Origin of the sequence: Alloalcanivorax mobilis (genome assembly GCF_002864685.1) — a bacterium.
Taxonomy (GTDB): domain Bacteria; phylum Pseudomonadota; class Gammaproteobacteria; order Pseudomonadales; family Alcanivoracaceae; genus Alloalcanivorax; species Alloalcanivorax mobilis.
Window position 1 is genome coordinate 13,629 of sequence record NZ_NMQZ01000022.1, and the last position, 17,047, is coordinate 30,675.

Here is a 17,047-nt window from a genome sequence, read left to right on the forward strand (position 1 = left end):
AAACATTGAGTCATCCCGGCACGCGCCGGCGGTCAGGCCGGTGCTCCGGTGGGGTACCGGGTTGCGTGGCCCGGGCGCCGTTATAATAAACATCGGGTGTTCGCGGAGAATCCATGGTCGCCATTACCAACACCACCTCGCTGACTTTTCTGAAAGACGCCATCGATACCACGCTTGGCGAAGCGGAGGCGAACGTCGAGGCGTTCGCTGAAGATCAGGCTCAGCCGGCTGTGCTGGATCAATGCGCGGAATCGTTTCATCAGCTGCGCGGTATCTCGCAGATGCTGGAGCTGTCCGCCGCCGCCTTGCTCAGTGAAGAGATGGAGCTGGCCTGCCAGGAGCTGAAGCGCCATGGCGAGCGGCCGCTGATGCAGGCGCTGAGCAATGCCGTGGTGCTGCTCGGGCGCTATTTCGAATACGTTCAGCTTAAGGACCGCACGCTGCCGGAAATGTTGATCGGCGGCATTAATGAGTTACGCCGCGCCGCCGGCAAGGCGCTGATTCAAGAAAGCCATTTCTTCAGCGTCGACCTGTCGAGGCCGCGCACGCCGCCGGCGGCGCCCGGTGACCACATCGCCCTGGCCCGGCAAAGCCGGCGCTTGCGGCATATGTATCAGGTCGGCCTGCTGGGCCTGCTGCGCGGCCAGAACCGGGACGCGCACCTGAGATTGATGGCGCGAGCCCTGGAGCGCGTCGATGGCCTGTCTGGCGCAGGCGCCAACAGCCGCTTCTGGTGGGTGGCCCGGGCCGCCACCGAAACCCTGGCGGTGGATGGCCTGGTGATCACCCCCGCGCGCAAGGCGCTGCTGGCCCAGTATGATCGGCAATTGAAGAAACTGATCTACGACGGCGACCATGCCCTGCAACAGGAAGCGCCACTGCTGTTGATCAAAGAGAGCCTCTATCTGACCAGCCTGGGTGCCGGCAGCGGGCCGGCCGCCGCCGAGGTGCGTGCCGCCTTCGCCCTGGAACGCGGCGCCAGCGACGCGGATTTGCAGCGCGAGCTGGCGCTGATGACCGGCTCCAGAGGCTCGGTGATCCGTTCCGTCGCCGGCGCCCTCAAGGATGAGATCAATCAGATCAAGGAGACCCTGGACCTGGCCGCCCAGGGCGTGGCGGATGTCGATTACCGGGCGGTCGCCGAAGGCATGCGCCGGGTCGCCAGCACTCTGGAGATGGTCGGTAAGGAATCAGAAGCCGCCGCCCTGCGTGAGCGCGCCACCCAGGTGGCGGGCTGGCCCGCCGACACGGACGTGGACAGCGGCGACTTCCATGCCCTGGTCGATGATCTGCTCGCCGCCGAGAACATCGTTGCCTCTCTGGAGCGCAGCCTGGCGCCCTCGGACGACGTGCGCCGCGCAGCCACCAACAGCCGTATTTCACTGTATCAACTGGATGAGGCGCGCATGACCGTGGTGGGCGAGTGCCGCGCCGGGCTGGCGCTGGCGAAACGTTCGCTGGCCGCGTATATGGAAAACCAGTGGGACCCGATGCACCTGAGCAACCTGCCGGGCACCTTCGCGAGCATTTCCGGCGGGCTGATGTTTCTGGAGCTGGAGCGCGCCTGCCAGGTGGTGAAGGCGTGCCGGGCGCAGATCGAGGAACAACTGATCGGCGCCAGCCAGCCGCCCGGCCAGCCAGTCATGGAAACCCTTGCCGACGCGCTCACCGGGATCGATTACTATCTGGAGAGCATGGAAGAGCAAAAACCGATTGGTGATGGCGTCTTGGACGTGGCCGAACAAGCGGTGGCCGAGCTGGGCTACCCGGTGACCCACGACGCCACGGGGAGTGAGCGTGTCTGAAAGTGATATCAATCCGATGGACCTGTCGTCGCCGGAACCGCGCGACGCCGATCAGGCCTGGTTGTTCGTGATCCACGACCAACAGCTGTGTGTTTCCCCGGAGCGCGCTCCGGACGCCGGTTTGCCGCGCGCGCCGGCGTTTTTGCTGCGTCAGCACCCGAGCTACCGCTTCCTCGGCCTGCTCAACGGCGAGCCGTGCTATGTCTGCCGGCAGGCGGACCACGAGCTCTCCGATGGGCCGCTCTATCCGGTGCAATTGCGCGAATTGATGGGCGAGATGGACGAGGCCCTGTTCACCATGGCGGCGCGCGCCTTGCAGGTGTTGAGCTGGCTCGGCAATCACCGCTTCTGTAGCCGTTGTGGCGCGCCCACCGAGCCGCATGAGCGTGAGCTGGCGATGCTGTGCAGCGCCTGCGATTACCGCCAGTACCCACGCATCACGCCCTGCATCATCGCCCTGGTCAGCGACGGTGAGTACGCGCTGCTGGGCCGCTCGGCGCGCTTTCCATCCGGGTTCTATTCTTGCCTGGCCGGATTCATGGAAGCCGGTGAAACCGCCGAGCAGGCGGTGCGTCGGGAGGTAATGGAAGAGGTCGGCGTGCGCGTCGATGAGCTGCGTTACGCGCGCAGCCAGTCGTGGCCGTTTCCCCATTCGCTGATGATCGGCTTTCAGGCTCGCTACGCCGGCGGCGATATTCATATCGATGACGATGAAATCGTCGACGCGCGCTGGTTCCACTACAACGATCTGCCACGCATACCGCCGCCGGGCAGCATCGCGCGTACCTTGATCGATGACTGGCGCGGCGCCTTTCAGCCATTACACGACGGCCGCTAGAGGGCGCCTTTAATGAGCTTCAATCTCGCACCCGTGGGCATTCTGGCGATCAGCCTCGTTCTGGTTCTGCTCGGCGCCTGGATACTGCTGCGCCACCGCTGGGTGCTGCAGTGGATCAAGGGCACGCTCGGCCTGGCGGTGCTGGCGATGGCGGTCTACCTGGTGCTGGTGGCGATCAATCTGTACAGCTTTCAGGAGCTGAACGGTGAAACGCCGGTGGCCACCGTCAGTTTTCGTGCCGCCGGCGAGCAAGCCTATATCGCCACGCTCACGCGGGCCGACGGCACCGCCCGGGACTACCGGCTGCGCGGTGATCAATGGCAGCTGGATGCCCGGGTGATCAAATGGAAAACGCCTTTTGCCCTGCTCGGCCTGAAACCCGGTTACCAGCTGGATCGTCTTCAGGGGCGCTATTTCGCCCTTGAAGACGAGCGCTCCAAGGAACGCACCGTCTATGGCCTGCGCGACCAGGCAGTGGGGCTGGATATCTGGCGCCAGGCGCGCGAGGGCTGGAGTTTCCTGGTCGATGCGCGCTATGGTAGCGCCGCTTATCTGCCAATGGCCGATGGCGCCATTTTCGAAGTAACCGTGACCCCGGGCGGTCTGATGGGCCGCCCCCTGAACGGCAGTGCCCAGCAAGCCGTGTCGGGGTGGCAATAACGCGCGCGGCGGTCCGTGCGCATCCATCCGTGCGCAACAATCTGCCTGTGCGCAACAATCTGCGAGAGTAGACGGTGATCCAGTTTCTGTTTGAGTACGGCATGTTCCTGGCCAAGGTCGCGACCCTGGTGGTGGCGATTCTGTTCGTGATCGGTGGCATCGCCACGGCCGCCGCGCGCAGCCGCCAGCGCGCCCACCGCGAGGGCGATCTGCAGGTGAAACACCTCAACGAAGAGTTCGAGGATCTGCGTGACAGCATCGAAAGTCAGGTTCTGCCCGCCGGCCTGCGCAAGGCGCAGGCCAAAAAGAAGCGCAAGGAACAAAAGGCTCTGGACAAGCAACGCAAAAAGGCCGGTGGCGACACCAAGGCCAAGCCGCGCCTGTTCGTGCTTGATTTCAACGGCGACATTCACGCCAGTGACGTGGAGCGCATGCGCAACGAGATCACCGCCTTGCTGGAAGTCGCCGACAAAGACGACGAAGTGCTGCTGCGGCTGGAAAGCCCCGGTGGCCTGGTGCACAGCTACGGCCTGGCGGCCTCCCAGCTGAAACGGCTGCGCGGCCGTGGCCTGAAGCTGACCGTGGCGGTGGACCAGGTGGCGGCCAGCGGCGGTTACATGATGGCCTGCATCGCGGACCGCATCATCGCCGCGCCGTTTTCGGTGATCGGTTCCATTGGCGTGGTCGCCCAGGTGCCGAATTTCCATCGTCTGTTGAAGAAAAACGACATCGACGTGGAGATGATGACCGCCGGCGAGTACAAGCGCACCGTCACCATGCTTGGCGAGAACACCGAGAAGGGCAAACGCAAATTCCAGGAAGAGCTGGAAGAGACGCACCAGTTATTCAAGAGCTTCGTGCGCGAACACCGCCGTGGTCTGGACATCGACCAGGTGGCCACCGGCGAGCACTGGTTCGGTACCCGCGCCCGGGAGCTGGGGCTGGTGGATGAGATCATGACCAGTGATGAGTATCTGCAAACCCGCAAAGAACAGCTCGATATTTACGAATTGAGCTGGGAGCAGCGTCGCAAGCTCGCCGAGCGGCTGGGCTTTTCCATGGAGGCGGCCGGGCTGCGTCTGGTTGACCGCTTCTGGCACCGTGGTTCCCAGCGTCATTTGCACTGATCCGGCTGGCTGGCCGGTAGGAGAGAGGCATGGCCTTCAAGGCATTGATTACCGACAAAACCGACAGCGGCTATCAGAGCCATATCGGCGAGCGTAACCTGGAAGACCTGCCCGAGGGCGAGGTTCTGGTTAAAGTCGCCTATTCGTCCTTGAACTACAAAGACGCTTTGTCCGCATCGGGCAACAAGGGCGTCACGCGGTCTTTCCCGCACACTCCCGGCATTGACGCGGTGGGCGTGGTGGAGCAGGCGGCGAACGGCCCGTTCAGCGTCGGCGACGCGGTGATCTGCACCGGTTACGACCTGGGCATGAACACCGCCGGCGGCTACGGCGATTACATCCGCGTACCGGCGGAGTGGCTGGTGCCGCTGCCGCGGGGGCTGCAACCCCGTGACGCCATGGTGCTTGGCACCGCCGGCCTGACCGCCGCGCTGTGCGTGGAAGCGTTGCTGGATACCGGTTTGCAACCCGATCAGGGCGAAATCCTGGTGACCGGCGCCACCGGCGGCGTCGGCAGCACGGCGGTGTCGATCCTGTCACGGCTGGGCTTTCAAGTGGTCGCGGTCACCGGCAAGGCGGAGGCTCACGACTGGCTGCGTGAGCTGGGTGCCAGCGACATCATCGGCCGCGAAGCGCTGCTGGAGGGCACCGAAAAGCCGATGCTGAAACCGCGCTGGGCCGGGGCGGTGGACTGCGTGGGCGGCGATACCCTGGTGGGGGCTCTGAAAAGCCTCAAGTACGGCTGCAGCGCGGCCTGCTGCGGCCTGGCCGGCTCCCCCAGCCTGGCCAATCTGAGCGTGTTCCCCTTTATTCTGCGCGGCGTCAATCTTCTGGGCGTGGACAGCGTGGAATTGCCCTGCGAAGTGAAGCAGCAGATGTGGCAGTTGCTGGCCAGTGACTGGACCCCGGACCTGAAAACCCTGGAGGCCGCCGAAGTGGAGCGCGCCGATTTGCCGCAGTGGTTCGAGCGCATCCTGGCCGGTGGGGTGCGTGGCCGGGTGGTGGTCAAGGTGGCTGGCTAAAGCCAACCGCTGAACATCGATCATGAGCGATAAGGAGCGTCCCATGAGCGCAACGTCGTCGCCCGGCACGCCGGGCTGGGTCAAATTCTCGCTGCAACTGGACGGCGCCGGTGGCGCCGTTCCTTTCACTCTGCAAGAGCGTTTGCCGGATACCGGCAGCCCGGTCTGGGTGCACCTGGATTACACCTTCAGCGAGGCCCGCGAATGGCTTGAACGGCAGACGGCGGTGCCGGAAGCCGCCGTGGAAGCCTTGCTGGCCCAGGAGACCCGGCCCCGGGTCTCCGACGTGGGCGGCGGCCTACTGGTCTATCTGCGCGGGGTGAATCTGTACCCGGATGCGCGCCCCGAGGACATGATCGCGGTGCGTCTGTGGGTCAAGGATCGTCTCGTCATCAGCACCCAGAAACGGCAGTTGTTCACCCTTACTGAAATCACCGAGGACCTGGCCAAGGGGCAGGGGCCGACGTCGGCGTCCCAGTTGCTGGCCTGGCTGGTGGACGGCCTGATCTGGCGCATGGAAGAGGTGATCGAACGCATCGAGGATCTGGTGGGCGAGTGCTCGGACAGCCTGGAGCACTCCCCGGACCGGGCGCTGACCCACGCGATCAGCAGCGTGCGCCGACGCGCCATTGCCCTGCGCCGCTACCTGGCGCCGCAACGGGAGGCGATCACCCGCCTGCAGAGCGACACGCGGCTGGAACGCCACGACAGCGAGCTGATCCGGGAAGCCGGCGACCGGCTGCAGCGCCTGGTGGAAGATCTGGACGCCGCCCGCGACCAGGCCACGCTGTTGCAGGAAGAAGTGTTCGCGATTCAGAACGAAGCGATCAATGACCGCATGTATCTGCTCGCCATTATCAGCGCCATTTTCCTGCCGCTGGGCTTTCTCACCGGGCTGTTCGGCATCAATATCGGCGGCATGCCCGGCGTTGAAGACCCCCACGCGTTCTGGTGGTTTGTCGGCTTCCTGGTGGTGATCTCGTTGGGCTTGCTGTTCTGGATGATCCGCCGCCGCTGGTTCGGCAACCGCGCCAGCAAGGCGGTACGCCTGGGTCGGCTCGGGATTCTGCCGCGCACCAACTGGTTGCTTAGGAAGAAGTAGGTTTTCTGTGTCGGACGTCTGACGTCGGATGTCCGACGCCAAGGTCAAAAGCCGTTGTTTAGAGCCTTGCGACTACGCGAACGGATCTCACCTGGCGCCAGACTTTGAGTGGCGGGTTGTTGAGCGTCAGACGTCCGACGTCAGACGTCAGACGTCAGACGTCAGACACCTCTTCCAACTCATGCCGGCGCCGATAGATCGGGCGGTTGTCGTGAACGTCCGCCTGGTAAGTCACGGTGAACGGGCGCAGGCCATTGTTAAGGGCTTGTTCGATATCCCGGTCAGCGCGCACTTCGAAAGCGTTGAAGCCAACCCGGTGCATGTAGAAGAGCTGGTCCTGGAGCACGTCGCCAACCGCGCGCACCTCACCGGTGAAGCCGTAGCGGGTGCGCAGTTCACGGGCGTAGGAGTAGCCACGGCCGTCCTTGAAGGCCGGGAAGTGGATCGCCACCAGGGGCAGGGCGGCCAGATCCTCGGCCAGATCGACCGGTTCTTCGCCGGGTTCCAGGCAAACGCCCACCGGGTCGCTGCGTTCCAGCAGGGCCGCCTTGTGCTCCTTCCAGTAGGCCAGCGGCACGATCACCGCGCCGCTGTCGGGCAGGCTTTCCTGTTCCAGTTGTCCGGCATCGAAGCGCTGCCATTGGTTGTCGACGATCTCACCGTCGAGAATCAGCTTACCCATAGACCGCCTCCTTGAACGGGTCCATACCGATGCGCTCGTAGGTATCGATGAACGGTTCGTTTTCCAAGCGGTTGTCCACATAAAGCCGGATGATTTTATCGATCACCCCGGTCACTTCGTCGGCCTCGAAGGAGGGGCCCATCTTCTCACCGATGTGAGAGAGCTTATCGCCCCGTCCACCCAGGGTGATCTGATAGAACTCCTTGCCTTTTTTGTCGACGCCGAGAATGCCGATGTGGCCGATGTGGTGATGGCCACAGGCGTTCATGCAGCCGGAAATATTGACGTCCAGCGGCCCCAGGTCGTGCACGAAATCCATGTCGTCGAAGCGACGCTGAATGCCCTCGGCGATGGGAATGGATTTGGCGTTCGCCAGCGAGCACAGGTCACCGCCGGGGCAGGCGACGATGTCGGTGATCAGCCCCAGGTTGGGGGTGGCGAAGCCGAGCGCGTCCAGTTGCTGCCACACCTCAAAGAGTTGATCGGCGGCAACATCGGCCAGCACCATGTTCTGCTGGTGGGTGTTGCGCGCCTCGCCGAAGCTGTAGCGGTCCGCCAGGTCGGCGATCGCGTCGAGCTGCTCGTCGCTGACGTCGCCGGGCACCCGCCCGGTCTTTTTCAGGGTCAGCACCACGGCCCGATAACCGGCCTGCTTGTGCGCGCGGGTGTTGGTGTGGAACCAGCGGTTGAACGCCCGATTCTCGTCCAGCGCGCTCTGCAGCGCGGTGCTGTCCACCCCGGAGCGGTATTCGGGGGTCTGGAAGCAGTTCTTGATGCGCGCCACTTCCTCTTCGGTGAGGGTCATGGCGCCGCCTTTCAGCTCGGCGAACTCCGCCTCCACCAATTCACGATATTTCTCCGGTCCCAGTGCCTTGACCAGGATCTTGATGCGCGCCTTGAACTTGTTGTCCCGGTTGCCGTACTTGTTGTAGACCCTCAGGATCGACTCCAGGTAGGGCAGCAGATCCTGCCACGGCACGAATTCGCCAATCACGGCGCCGGTCATCGGCGTGCGGCCCAGGCCACCACCGGCCCATACCTGGAAGCCGGTTTCACCGTTGCTGTCGTGCAGCACCTGAACACCGATGTCGTGCACGCCAATCAGCGCCGGGTCGGCGTCGGGCACCGAGTTCACGGCGATCTTGAATTTACGGGGCAGGTAGGCGAACTCGGGGTTGAAGGTGGCCCACTGACGGATGATTTCGCACCACGGGCGGGGGTCTTCAATCTCTTTCGGATTGACGCCAGCCAGCTCGTCGGTGGTGATATTGCGGATGCAATTGCCGCTGGTCTGGATAGCGTGCATCTGCACACCGGCGAGCTGCTCGAGGATGTCCGGTACGTCCTCCAACTCCGGCCAGTTCAGTTGAATGTTCTGGCGGGTGCTGACATGGCAAAAGCCTTTGTCGTATTCGCGCACCACATTGGCCAGAGTACGCAACTGCTGGCTGGCGAGCATGCCGTAGGGCACCGAAATGCGCAGCATCGGCGCATAACGCTGAATATAGAGGCCGTTCTGCAGGCGCAAGGCCAGGAACTCGTCTTCGCTGAGCTCGCCGGCCAGATAGCGGCGGGTCTGATCGCGATACTGGGCGACCCGCTCTTGCAGAAGTCTTTGGTCGTAATCCTGATAGACGTACATGTTGCACCGTCGCTAATTCATTGATTTATAAAGGCTAATCACCTTTATAAGGAGGATCGGCGGGAAATGTAGCAAACGCGGCTTATACTTAAAAGAAATATATTGCTATATCCCTAGTGTATCCCGTGATAAAGGGGCGCGTTTTCACACCGCGACAAGGTGCTGGGTCAGGGCGTGCCCGCCGAGTTGATCACCATGCTCACCACCACGATCATGGTAATCACCACGGCGATCACCATGATCGCGAACACGCCGATGTAATCGCCGGCGCGTCCTTTTTTGAAATCACGCTCCCGGTTGGCGCTGCTCTGAACACCAAACAGCGCCGCCAGCGAGCTTTGCAGGACATGGATAAAACCCGGTTTCTGGCCTTGTTCGTCGTCTTTGTCGCTCATAGCGATCATGCCTCTCACACGTCAATTCGCGTTGAACCCACGCATTGTGGTTGCGCTTGCCCGGCGGGGCCGCTTCCGGACAGGGCTGCATGATAGTGGCCGGCGCGGCAAAGAAAAACCTCTCTGGCGCTTTTCCCGGCGCCGGGCCTCCCACCGGGAGCATTTCCGGCGGTGGCGTGGCGCGGGCTGTCGCAGCGATTGATTTCGCCCATTGCAACCGGGCAATACCTGACTAAAATAGTCAGGAAAGCCCCAACCAGGAACTGGAATGAGCGAAACACTGATCAGCATCACCGATTCAGCCCAGGATTACCTGCGGGATCTGCTCTCCCGTCAAGACCAGGACAACATCGGCGTACGTATTTTCGTGGAGCGCCCGGGTACCCCTCACGCCGAGTGCTGCATGGCTTATTGCCCGGATGGCGAGCAGGAAGACGACGATGTGCGCTTCGACTACGAAGGCTTTCACGCCTGGATCGAAGGCAAAAGCGTTCGCTACCTGGAAGACGCGGTGATCGATTACAAGAAGGATTCCATGGGCGGCCAGCTTACCTTCCGCGCACCCAAGTCCCGGGTGCCCGACATCAGCCCCGATGCCTCCCTGGAAGAACGCATCAACTATATCCTGTACGCCGAGATCAACCCCAACCTGGCCTCCCACGGTGGCAACGTTCAGTTACTGGAACTGACCGAGGACAATGTGGCGGTGCTGGAGTTTGGCGGCGGTTGCCAGGGGTGTTCGGTGGTTGATGTGACCCTGCGCGACGGCGTTGAGCGCACGCTTAAGGAACGCCTGCCGGAACTGACCGGAGTCCGCGACAAGACCGACCACACCGTTACCGAAAACGCCTACTACAGCTGAGAAGATTGCTACAAGCCGCAAGCTACAAGCTACATTTTGTAGCCTGCAGCTTGCAGCTGATCAACCGCAACTTGGCCGTTTACCGGCCGTTTTCGCTTGCTGATACAACCCCTGCGCCTTGGGCATGTTGGCCTCAAGGCCCTTGATGCGGCTCTCGTTGGAGGGGTGGGTGGAAAGGAATTCCGGCGGGCTGTTGCCATTGGCCTGCGCCATGTTCCGCCACAACGCCACGCTCTGTTCCGGGTTGAAGCCCGCTTCCGCCATTAACTGCAGACCGATCACGTCAGCCTCGGATTCGTGCTTGCGGCTGAACGGCAGCGCGATGCCGTATTGCGTGCCCACGCCGAGCAAGGCGAACAGGGTGGATTTCTCGCCGCTCTCGGAGCCGGCCAGGGCGGCCAGCAATTGGGCGCCGGTCTGGGTGGCGTATTGCAACGACATGCGCTCGTTGGAGTGATGGGCGATCACATGGCCCACTTCGTGGCCGAGCACCGCCGCCAACTGATCCTGATTCTTGGCCACTTTAAGCAGGCCGGTATGCACGCCGATCTTGCCGCCCGGCAAAGCGAAGGCGTTGGCGGTGTCGTCCTTGAACACGGTTACTTCCCAGGTCTGGCCGTCGTCGACCACGGCGGTGATGGCATCCGCCACGCACTGCACATAACGACTTTGCGACGTACCGGAAACGGTAGGCTGTTCCTCCTTCATCTGTGCGTAGGCGGTGACCCCCATCTGATCCATTTCCGATTCCGGCAGCAGCAGGAACTGGTGGCGACCCAGCGGCGAGGTGGCACAGGCGGTCAATATCAGCACCGTGAGCGGCGTTAACAGCATGCGTTTCATTAAAATCGGACTCCTCGGTTCCCTGTGTTTCGTTATTCCCATTCACGCAGGTGGCGCCGGCTGACCCACAACAGCCAGGTGGACCAGACGCCGGCCCCCAATAGTACCAGCACACCCAGCGCGGAGATGCCCCACGGCGCCGGCGGCACCCGGGCGGCGAGTAAAATGGTGCCGCTGAGGATGCCACTGATCACCAGCAGCGCCTGGATCTGACGATATTGGCCCCGTTCCAGCCTGGCCACCAGCCTTTCCAGGTGACGCGGGTCCAGGCCGCTGTCGGCACCGGGACGCACCGCGCCGGGCGGGTCCGGCGGTGCGTAGGCGCGGTCCACCACGTCCAGCGCCCGCAGGCCCAGATTGCGGGCCAGACGGCGCGGCGAATAGCGGTGGCGCACCAGGCGCTGCATCAGCGGCCGGGCCTCCTCGATCAGATCGAACCCCGGGTTCAGCAGCCGGCCGAACCCCTCCAGGGTAATCAATGTCTTCAGCAACAGAGCAATGTCGCTGGGCAGCACCAGCCCGTGGTTGCGCACCAGAGCGGTGATGTCGCCAATCAGCGCGCTGATGTCCAGTTCCGCCAGTGGCAGGCCGTAATACCGGGAGATCACGTCTTCCACGTCCGCCACCAGTTGCTCAAAGTTCACCGGCTGGCCATCGGACCAGGCCGAGAGCACGGCGGCGCCCTGTTCCGGCTCGCGGGTGATGATGGCGCGCACCAGCCGCACGATCTGCTCGCGGCGACCATCGCTGAGTTTGCCGACCATGCCGAAATCGAGCATGGCGATGCGGTTGCCAGGCAGGATCAGAAAATTGCCAGGGTGCGGGTCGGCGTGGAAAAAACCGTCTTCGAGGGCCATCTTCCAGGCCAGGGTGGCGCCACGGCGAGCGATCAGGGCGCGATCCAGGCCGGCGGCGTCCAACTGCCCCAGTGCCCGTGCCGGAATGCCCTCGATGCGCTCCTGCACCTGCAGGCTGTCGCTGCTGTACTGCCAGATCACCCGGGGCACGATCAGCCACTTAAAGCCGCGCAGGTTCTTGCGAATGCGGCTGGCGTTGCGCGCCTCGATGGTGAAATCCAGTTCGCGCATCAGCGAGCGGCGAAATTCGCGCACCAGCTCCACCGGCCGGTAACGGCGCAGCTCCACGGAATTGTCCGAGGCCAGCTTGGCGAGTTGATCGAGCAGGCGCAGATCCGATTCGATCATGGCGGCGATGCCGGGCTTGCGAATTTTCAGGACCACGCGCTGGCCGGTAAGGGTAATCGCCGCGTGCACCTGGCCAATCGAGGCCACGCCCACCGGCGTTTCATCCACGTACGAGAACAACCGGTTCAGTGGCTCGCCAAGGGTGGCTTCCAGCCCCGGACGCAGCGCCGCGAAGGGCAGGGCGGTGGCGCGGTCCTGGAGTTGCTCGAACTCGGCGATCCAGTCCGGCGGAAACAGATCCACCCGGGTGGCCAGCAACTGGCCGAGTTTCACGTAGGTGGGGCCCATTTCCTCCAGGGCATGGCGCAACCGCTCGGCGGTGCCCATGCGCAGAAAACGGCTCTCGCCGCCATGACGCATCAGGCGGCCGGCTTGCTCCACCGGCGTCGCCAACCCGACCCGCCGGAGCACATCAGTGAAACCGTATTTCAGCAGAATGCCGGCCACTTGATTGAGGCGGCGCAGATCCTTACCGGTGTGCAACAGGCTCATGCCCGAACTCCGTGCGGGTGACGTTGGCGGGCGGAAAAAACGGCGGCGATCAAACGGAAGAGGGCGAAACCCATGCCATGCGTCCGGGCGGCTTTTCTGGCAAGATGCCACGGCCCCGATCACCACTGCAAGCACGGAGCCGAGATGAGCAAACCTTTTCTGCGCGACGATCTGGTGGAAGTGCGCAACAGCCCGATCCACGGTCGCGGTTTATTCGCCCGCGCCGACATTCCCCGCGAGACCCTGCTGGGCCGGGTGAAAACCCAGCCGGCCAAGGGCAACGGCCCCTATGTGCTGTGGATCGACGATCAGGGCGAGGAGCGTTATCGGGTGCTTTGCGATCTGCGCTTTATCAACCACGGCAAAAAACCCAATGTCGCCTACTACGACGACCTCACCGTGGTGGCCCTGAAACGGATCAAAGCCGGCCAGGAGTTGCTGCACGATTACGGGGAAGAATGGGCTTAGGAAGCCTCTAAAACCGTAGCGTGCCGCGAAGAGCGCGGCCCGAAGCGCAACGGGTTTCAACGATTCCCTAGAAGGGCACCGCTGAAACGAACTCCCGCCACAGGCCGGTGCGCGGATGATTGAAGGCCAGTCGGTGCGCGTGCAGCAGCAGGCGATCACTGCGATTGAGGATGTCCGCCGGCGCGTACAGATCACAGCCGAGTATCGGGTGGCCCAGCTCGCGGCAATGAATCCGCAATTGGTGGCTGCGTCCAGTCACCGGGCGAAGCCGTAAGCGGCTGGTATCGCCACGTGAATCGCGTCCCAGCACCTGAAAGCGGGTGAGGGCCGGTTTGCCGGTTTCGAAACACACTTTTTGCAGTGGCCGTTTGGGCCAGTCGGCGATCAGTGGCAGGGCGACTTCACCGTGATCCTCGCCCACCAGGCCCGCCACCACCGCCTGGTATTCCTTGGCCACCTGCCGGCGCTGGAACGCACGGCTGAGTTGGCTTTGCGCCGCCCGATTGAGGGCGAACACCATGATCCCCGAGGTGTCCAGATCAAGCCGGTGCACCAGGCGCACGTCCTCATGGTCGCGGGCCAGCCGGCGAATCACGCAATCCTTATTTTCCGGCGCACGGCCGGGCACGCTCAGCAGGAAGGCGGGCTTGCTGATCACCAGAATGTCGCTGTCCTGATAAATAGGCGTCACCGGGTCCGGGCATACCGGCACGATATAGTGCTCGGGCTGTTCGGCGCGGGTCAGGCGCCGGGCGCCCGCGTCATTCTCCCCAGACAATGCGGTGGACATCGCTGTAGTGCGCGGCGAAGTGCACGGTCATACCCTGTTTGATGTACTCCGGCAATTCCTGGTAATCGCGCTCGCAGGCCTTGGGCAGCAATACTTCGCGCAGGCCGGCGCGGCGCGCGGCGATGATTTTCTCGCGAATGCCACCCACCGCCAGAACCTGTCCGGTCAGCGTCAGTTCGCCGGTCATCGCCAGCTTACGAGGCAGGCGTTTGCCGGTGGCCAGCGACACCAGCGCGGTGGCCATGGTGACACCGGCGCTGGGGCCATCCTTGGGGGTGGCGCCTTCGGGAACGTGCAAATGCACGAACGATTCGTCGAACCAGTCGCCGCTGCCGCCGAATTCGGGCAGATGGCTGGCCACATAACTGTAGGCGATCTCAGCGGATTCCTTCATCACGTCACCAAGCTGGCCGGTCTGCTTGAAACCACGCCGCTGGGCGTGCACCTGGCTGGCCTCGATGGACAGAGTCGCGCCGCCCATGGACGTCCACGCCAGGCCGGTGACCACGCCGATACCACGCTGGGTGCGTTCTTTCTGGAAATACGGCTGGCCGAGAAACTCGGTGAGATTCTTGCCAGTGACGCTCAGTTTCTGCTCGCCCGAGAGCAAGCGGACCGCCGCCTTGCGGATGATCTTGTTGAGCTGCTTTTCCAGGTTGCGCACGCCGGCTTCGCGGGCGTAGCCCTCGGCGATCTGCCGCAACGCGCTGTCACTGATCTTCAGTTGCGAGGGCTTCACGCCGGCGCGTTCCAGCGCCCGTGGCCACAGGTGGTTGCGGGCGATCTCGACTTTCTCTTCGGTGATGTAGCCGCTCAGGCGGATCATCTCCATGCGATCAAGCAACGGGCCGGGGATCGAATCCAGAGTGTTGGCGGTGCACACGAACAGGCAATGGCTGAGATCGAGCCGCTCATCCAGATAATGGTCGAGAAAATCCTGGTTCTGCTCCGGATCGAGTACCTCGAGCAATGCCGAGGCCGGGTCGCCCTGGAACGACTGGCCGAGCTTGTCGATCTCGTCGAGCATGATCACCGGGTTGGCGGTGCCGGCTTCCTTGAGTGCCTGGGTGAACTTGCCGGGCAGGGCGCCAATGTAGGTGCGCCGGTGGCCCTTGATTTCCGCCTCGTCGCGCATGCCGCCAAGGCTGAAACGGTAGAACTTACGGCCCAGCGCCTCGGCGATGGAGCGGCCGATGCTGGTCTTACCGACCCCGGGAGGGCCGACCAGCAGAATGATCGAGCCTTTCACTTCGCCGCGCAGCGAGCCGACCGCCAGAAACTCGATGATCCGGTCCTTGACGTCGGACAGGCCGCTGTGATGCTCGCTCAGTACCGTGCGCGCGTGTTTGAGGTCCAGGTTGTCGTCGGAGTAGCGGCCCCAGGGCACGCTGGTGAGCCAATCCAGGTAATTGCGGGTCACCGCGTATTCGGGCGATCCGCTTTCCAATACCTTGAACTTGCGCAGCTCCTCATCGAAGCGCTTTTGCACCGCCGGTGGCGGCGCCAGCGCCGCCATGCGCTCCACGAATTCGTCGGCGTCGGCGGTGCGGTCGTCTTTCTCCAACCCCAGTTCGCGCTGGATCACCTTAAGCTGCTCCTTAAGGAAAAACTCGCGCTGATGCTTGTTGATCTTTTCGTTCACCTCGTCGCGGATCTGATTCTGCAGACGCGCGACCTCCACCTCTTTCTTGACCAGCGTCAGCACCCGCTCCATGCGCGCCTTGAGCGGCACGGTCTCGAGTATCTTTTGCAGCTCGTCGCCTTCGGCGCTGGTCAGCGCGGCGGCGAAATCGGTGAGCGGCGACGGGTCGCGGGGGGAGAAATTCTGCAGGTAATGCTTCAGACCTTCGTTGTACAGCGGGTTAAGCGGCAGCAGTTCCTTGATGGTATTGGTGATCGCCATCGCGTAGGCGCGCAGATTATCATCCATCTGGTCCTTGGATTCCGGGTAGCTGACTTCCGCCATGACCGGCCGTTTACGGCTCATGAAACCTTCGATGCGGAAGCGGGCGAGCCCCTGGGCAACCACTTGAATCTGGTTCTGCTCCATGTTCACCGCGTGCACCTTCACCAGACACCCGAACGCCGGAAAGTCCTCGGTGCTGACCTGATCCGGGTCGCGGTCGCCGATGTAGACCAGCCCGAGCGCGTGATGGGGAGTCTGACCGACGCGCTCCAGGGTGCTCTGCCACTGCTCAGGGTCCAGCAACAGGGGTTGCACCAGGCCGGGCATGAACGGCCGGTGGCGCACCGGAATCAGATAAACCCGTTGCGGCAGGTTCTGATCGGGCAGCGCCAGGGCGCCCTGCGGAGTGGAAGCTTGTTCGATGGTCTGATTATCGTCCTGACTCATGATCTCGACTCGCTGAGTAAGCGGGGATTCAAGTGCCCGGCCGCCGGAAAAATGCACGGCGAAAGAAAACGGACACAGACAGCAAGATGGTGCCCGGGATCACATTTTCAATCCCGGTCTATGATCAACAACTCGGCGCTGAGTGCTTTCGGTGTTTGGGTACGGCGCTCCACCAGACGCGCATTAAGATGGGCCTGGCAACGCTCGGCCAGGGCGTAAAACGGTGAACGGCCAGGATCGGCAATGATGATGCGGCGCACGCCCTGGCCAAGGGCCCGGCGGATCAGGTTGTACAACACCGGGGTCAGTTCATCCCAGAAGCAGATGTCGGCGCCGGTGATCACGTCCACGCCGTCCAGACGCTGGCGGGTCAGCTTTTCGAACCGGCAGCGCAATGGCGTCACTTCCACCCGGTTGATGGCGGCGTGCAACTCAAGGTAGGGGAATACATCCTGATCCGCGTCCACCGCGGTGACCCGCGCACCGAAGCGCTTGGCCACATAGATCGACAATGGCCCCCAACCGCAACCGATGTCCATCAGATGGGTATCCGCGCCCAGCCCCAGCCCGGCGCGGGTGCGGTTCAGTTCATCCATGATCAGAAAGCTGGAGTTCCACACTTTATTGCCGTGGATCGAAGGAATGTGCTCACGCTTGAGGCGGCGGACTTCGCGGTGCCCGGCACGCAGCAGAGTAATGCCGCGAGTACTGAGAGTGTGGGGTTCTCCCCGACGGATCACGGGGATGGAAGAAGCGCTCAT

The 17,047-nt window shown here is 63.0% G+C and carries 16 protein-coding genes; 8 read left to right on the plus strand and 8 right to left on the minus strand.

Going from position 1 to position 17,047, the window contains the following annotated elements; all coding sequences use genetic code 11:
• Positions 1-113: 113 nt before the first annotated feature.
• The 6 genes from CGS25_RS11945 (at position 114) to CGS25_RS11970 (ending at position 6,554) form a co-directional block, all read left to right on the plus strand.
• On the plus strand, positions 114-1,805 hold the full coding sequence (locus tag CGS25_RS11945; protein ID WP_089032020.1) for an Hpt domain-containing protein: 1,692 nt from the start codon (positions 114-116) through the stop codon (positions 1,803-1,805).
• Positions 1,798-2,643: an NAD(+) diphosphatase gene (gene nudC, locus CGS25_RS11950; protein ID WP_232802389.1), complete on the plus strand. Its 846-nt coding sequence runs from the start codon at positions 1,798-1,800 to the stop codon at positions 2,641-2,643. The genes CGS25_RS11945 and nudC overlap by 8 nt, the downstream gene beginning before the upstream one ends.
• A gap of 12 nt (positions 2,644-2,655) precedes the next feature.
• Positions 2,656-3,303 (plus strand): hypothetical protein, encoded by a 648-nt coding sequence (locus CGS25_RS11955; RefSeq protein WP_101675603.1) that lies wholly within the window; start codon positions 2,656-2,658, stop codon positions 3,301-3,303.
• Positions 3,304-3,377: 74 nt separating this feature from the next.
• A complete protein-coding gene (gene sohB / locus CGS25_RS11960) occupies positions 3,378-4,430 on the plus strand; it encodes a protease SohB (RefSeq protein WP_101675604.1) in 1,053 nt (350 codons plus the stop codon).
• 29 nt (positions 4,431-4,459) lie between these two features.
• Positions 4,460-5,452: a YhdH/YhfP family quinone oxidoreductase gene (locus CGS25_RS11965; RefSeq protein WP_101675605.1), complete on the plus strand. Its 993-nt coding sequence runs from the start codon at positions 4,460-4,462 to the stop codon at positions 5,450-5,452.
• A 43-nt stretch (positions 5,453-5,495) separates the two neighbouring features.
• The gene (locus tag CGS25_RS11970; protein WP_101675606.1) at positions 5,496-6,554 is read left to right on the plus strand and encodes a zinc transporter ZntB; all 1,059 of its coding nucleotides are present in this window, start codon (positions 5,496-5,498) and stop codon (positions 6,552-6,554) included.
• Positions 6,555-6,708: 154 nt separating this feature from the next.
• Here the strand turns inward: CGS25_RS11970 and CGS25_RS11975 are convergent, their stop codons facing one another.
• The 3 genes from CGS25_RS11975 to CGS25_RS11985 form a co-directional block, all read right to left on the minus strand.
• Positions 6,709-7,236 (minus strand): DUF934 domain-containing protein, encoded by a 528-nt coding sequence (locus CGS25_RS11975; protein ID WP_101675607.1) that lies wholly within the window; start codon positions 7,234-7,236, stop codon positions 6,709-6,711.
• Positions 7,229-8,878 (minus strand): nitrite/sulfite reductase, encoded by a 1,650-nt coding sequence (locus tag CGS25_RS11980; protein ID WP_101675608.1) that lies wholly within the window; start codon positions 8,876-8,878, stop codon positions 7,229-7,231. Before CGS25_RS11980 ends, CGS25_RS11975 begins: the two co-directional genes overlap by 8 nt.
• Before the next feature lie 167 nt (positions 8,879-9,045).
• Positions 9,046-9,273 carry a DUF2970 domain-containing protein gene (locus CGS25_RS11985; protein WP_089032012.1) on the minus strand — a complete coding sequence of 76 codons (228 nt, stop codon included), beginning with the start codon at positions 9,271-9,273 and terminating at the stop codon, positions 9,046-9,048.
• A 268-nt stretch (positions 9,274-9,541) separates the two neighbouring features.
• On the opposite strand from CGS25_RS11985, the gene nfuA reads away from it, so the two are divergent.
• Complete coding sequence (nfuA, locus tag CGS25_RS11990) at positions 9,542-10,135, plus strand: Fe-S biogenesis protein NfuA (RefSeq protein WP_089032011.1); 594 nt, start codon at positions 9,542-9,544, stop codon at positions 10,133-10,135.
• 60 nt (positions 10,136-10,195) lie between these two features.
• On the opposite strand, the gene CGS25_RS11995 is transcribed toward nfuA, so the two are convergent.
• Together CGS25_RS11995 and CGS25_RS12000 are read right to left on the minus strand one after the other, a co-directional pair.
• On the minus strand, positions 10,196-10,978 hold the full coding sequence (locus CGS25_RS11995) for a M48 family metallopeptidase (protein WP_089032010.1): 783 nt from the start codon (positions 10,976-10,978) through the stop codon (positions 10,196-10,198).
• A gap of 32 nt (positions 10,979-11,010) precedes the next feature.
• Positions 11,011-12,675, minus strand: coding sequence for an ABC1 kinase family protein (locus CGS25_RS12000; protein ID WP_089032009.1), 1,665 nt, complete (start codon positions 12,673-12,675; stop codon positions 11,011-11,013).
• A gap of 144 nt (positions 12,676-12,819) precedes the next feature.
• Between CGS25_RS12000 and CGS25_RS12005 the strand changes: the two genes are divergently transcribed.
• Positions 12,820-13,143 carry an SET domain-containing protein gene (locus CGS25_RS12005; protein ID WP_089032008.1) on the plus strand — a complete coding sequence of 108 codons (324 nt, stop codon included), beginning with the start codon at positions 12,820-12,822 and terminating at the stop codon, positions 13,141-13,143.
• 67 nt (positions 13,144-13,210) lie between these two features.
• On the opposite strand, the gene CGS25_RS12010 is transcribed toward CGS25_RS12005, so the two are convergent.
• The 3 genes from CGS25_RS12010 to CGS25_RS12020 form a co-directional block, all read right to left on the minus strand.
• Complete coding sequence (locus CGS25_RS12010) at positions 13,211-13,921, minus strand: pseudouridine synthase (RefSeq protein ID WP_332872160.1); 711 nt, start codon at positions 13,919-13,921, stop codon at positions 13,211-13,213.
• Positions 13,905-16,286 (minus strand): endopeptidase La, encoded by a 2,382-nt coding sequence (gene lon, locus CGS25_RS12015; protein WP_101675610.1) that lies wholly within the window; start codon positions 16,284-16,286, stop codon positions 13,905-13,907. Before lon ends, CGS25_RS12010 begins: the two co-directional genes overlap by 17 nt.
• A gap of 107 nt (positions 16,287-16,393) precedes the next feature.
• Positions 16,394-17,047 carry a class I SAM-dependent methyltransferase gene (locus CGS25_RS12020; protein ID WP_101675611.1) on the minus strand — a complete coding sequence of 218 codons (654 nt, stop codon included), beginning with the start codon at positions 17,045-17,047 and terminating at the stop codon, positions 16,394-16,396.

Excerpts from the sequence above, each read along its gene's own strand:
- CGS25_RS11970 (WP_101675606.1), top strand. The coding sequence starts at position 5,496 with ATGAGCGCAACGTCGTCGCCCGGCACGCCGGGCTGGGTCAAATTCTCG.
- CGS25_RS11995 (WP_089032010.1), bottom strand. The coding sequence starts at position 10,978 with ATGAAACGCATGCTGTTAACGCCGCTCACGGTGCTGATATTGACCGCC.
- CGS25_RS11955 (WP_101675603.1), top strand. The coding sequence starts at position 2,656 with ATGAGCTTCAATCTCGCACCCGTGGGCATTCTGGCGATCAGCCTCGTT.
- CGS25_RS11985 (WP_089032012.1), bottom strand. The coding sequence starts at position 9,273 with ATGAGCGACAAAGACGACGAACAAGGCCAGAAACCGGGTTTTATCCAT.
- CGS25_RS11945 (WP_089032020.1), top strand. The coding sequence starts at position 114 with ATGGTCGCCATTACCAACACCACCTCGCTGACTTTTCTGAAAGACGCC.
- CGS25_RS12000 (WP_089032009.1), bottom strand. The coding sequence starts at position 12,675 with ATGAGCCTGTTGCACACCGGTAAGGATCTGCGCCGCCTCAATCAAGTG.
- lon (WP_101675610.1), bottom strand. The coding sequence starts at position 16,286 with ATGAGTCAGGACGATAATCAGACCATCGAACAAGCTTCCACTCCGCAG.
- CGS25_RS12005 (WP_089032008.1), top strand. The coding sequence starts at position 12,820 with ATGAGCAAACCTTTTCTGCGCGACGATCTGGTGGAAGTGCGCAACAGC.
- nfuA (WP_089032011.1), top strand. The coding sequence starts at position 9,542 with ATGAGCGAAACACTGATCAGCATCACCGATTCAGCCCAGGATTACCTG.
- CGS25_RS11980 (WP_101675608.1), bottom strand. The coding sequence starts at position 8,878 with ATGTACGTCTATCAGGATTACGACCAAAGACTTCTGCAAGAGCGGGTC.
- CGS25_RS11965 (WP_101675605.1), top strand. The coding sequence starts at position 4,460 with ATGGCCTTCAAGGCATTGATTACCGACAAAACCGACAGCGGCTATCAG.
- CGS25_RS12020 (WP_101675611.1), bottom strand. The coding sequence starts at position 17,047 with ATGAGCGCTTCTTCCATCCCCGTGATCCGTCGGGGAGAACCCCACACT.
- CGS25_RS11975 (WP_101675607.1), bottom strand. The coding sequence starts at position 7,236 with ATGGGTAAGCTGATTCTCGACGGTGAGATCGTCGACAACCAATGGCAG.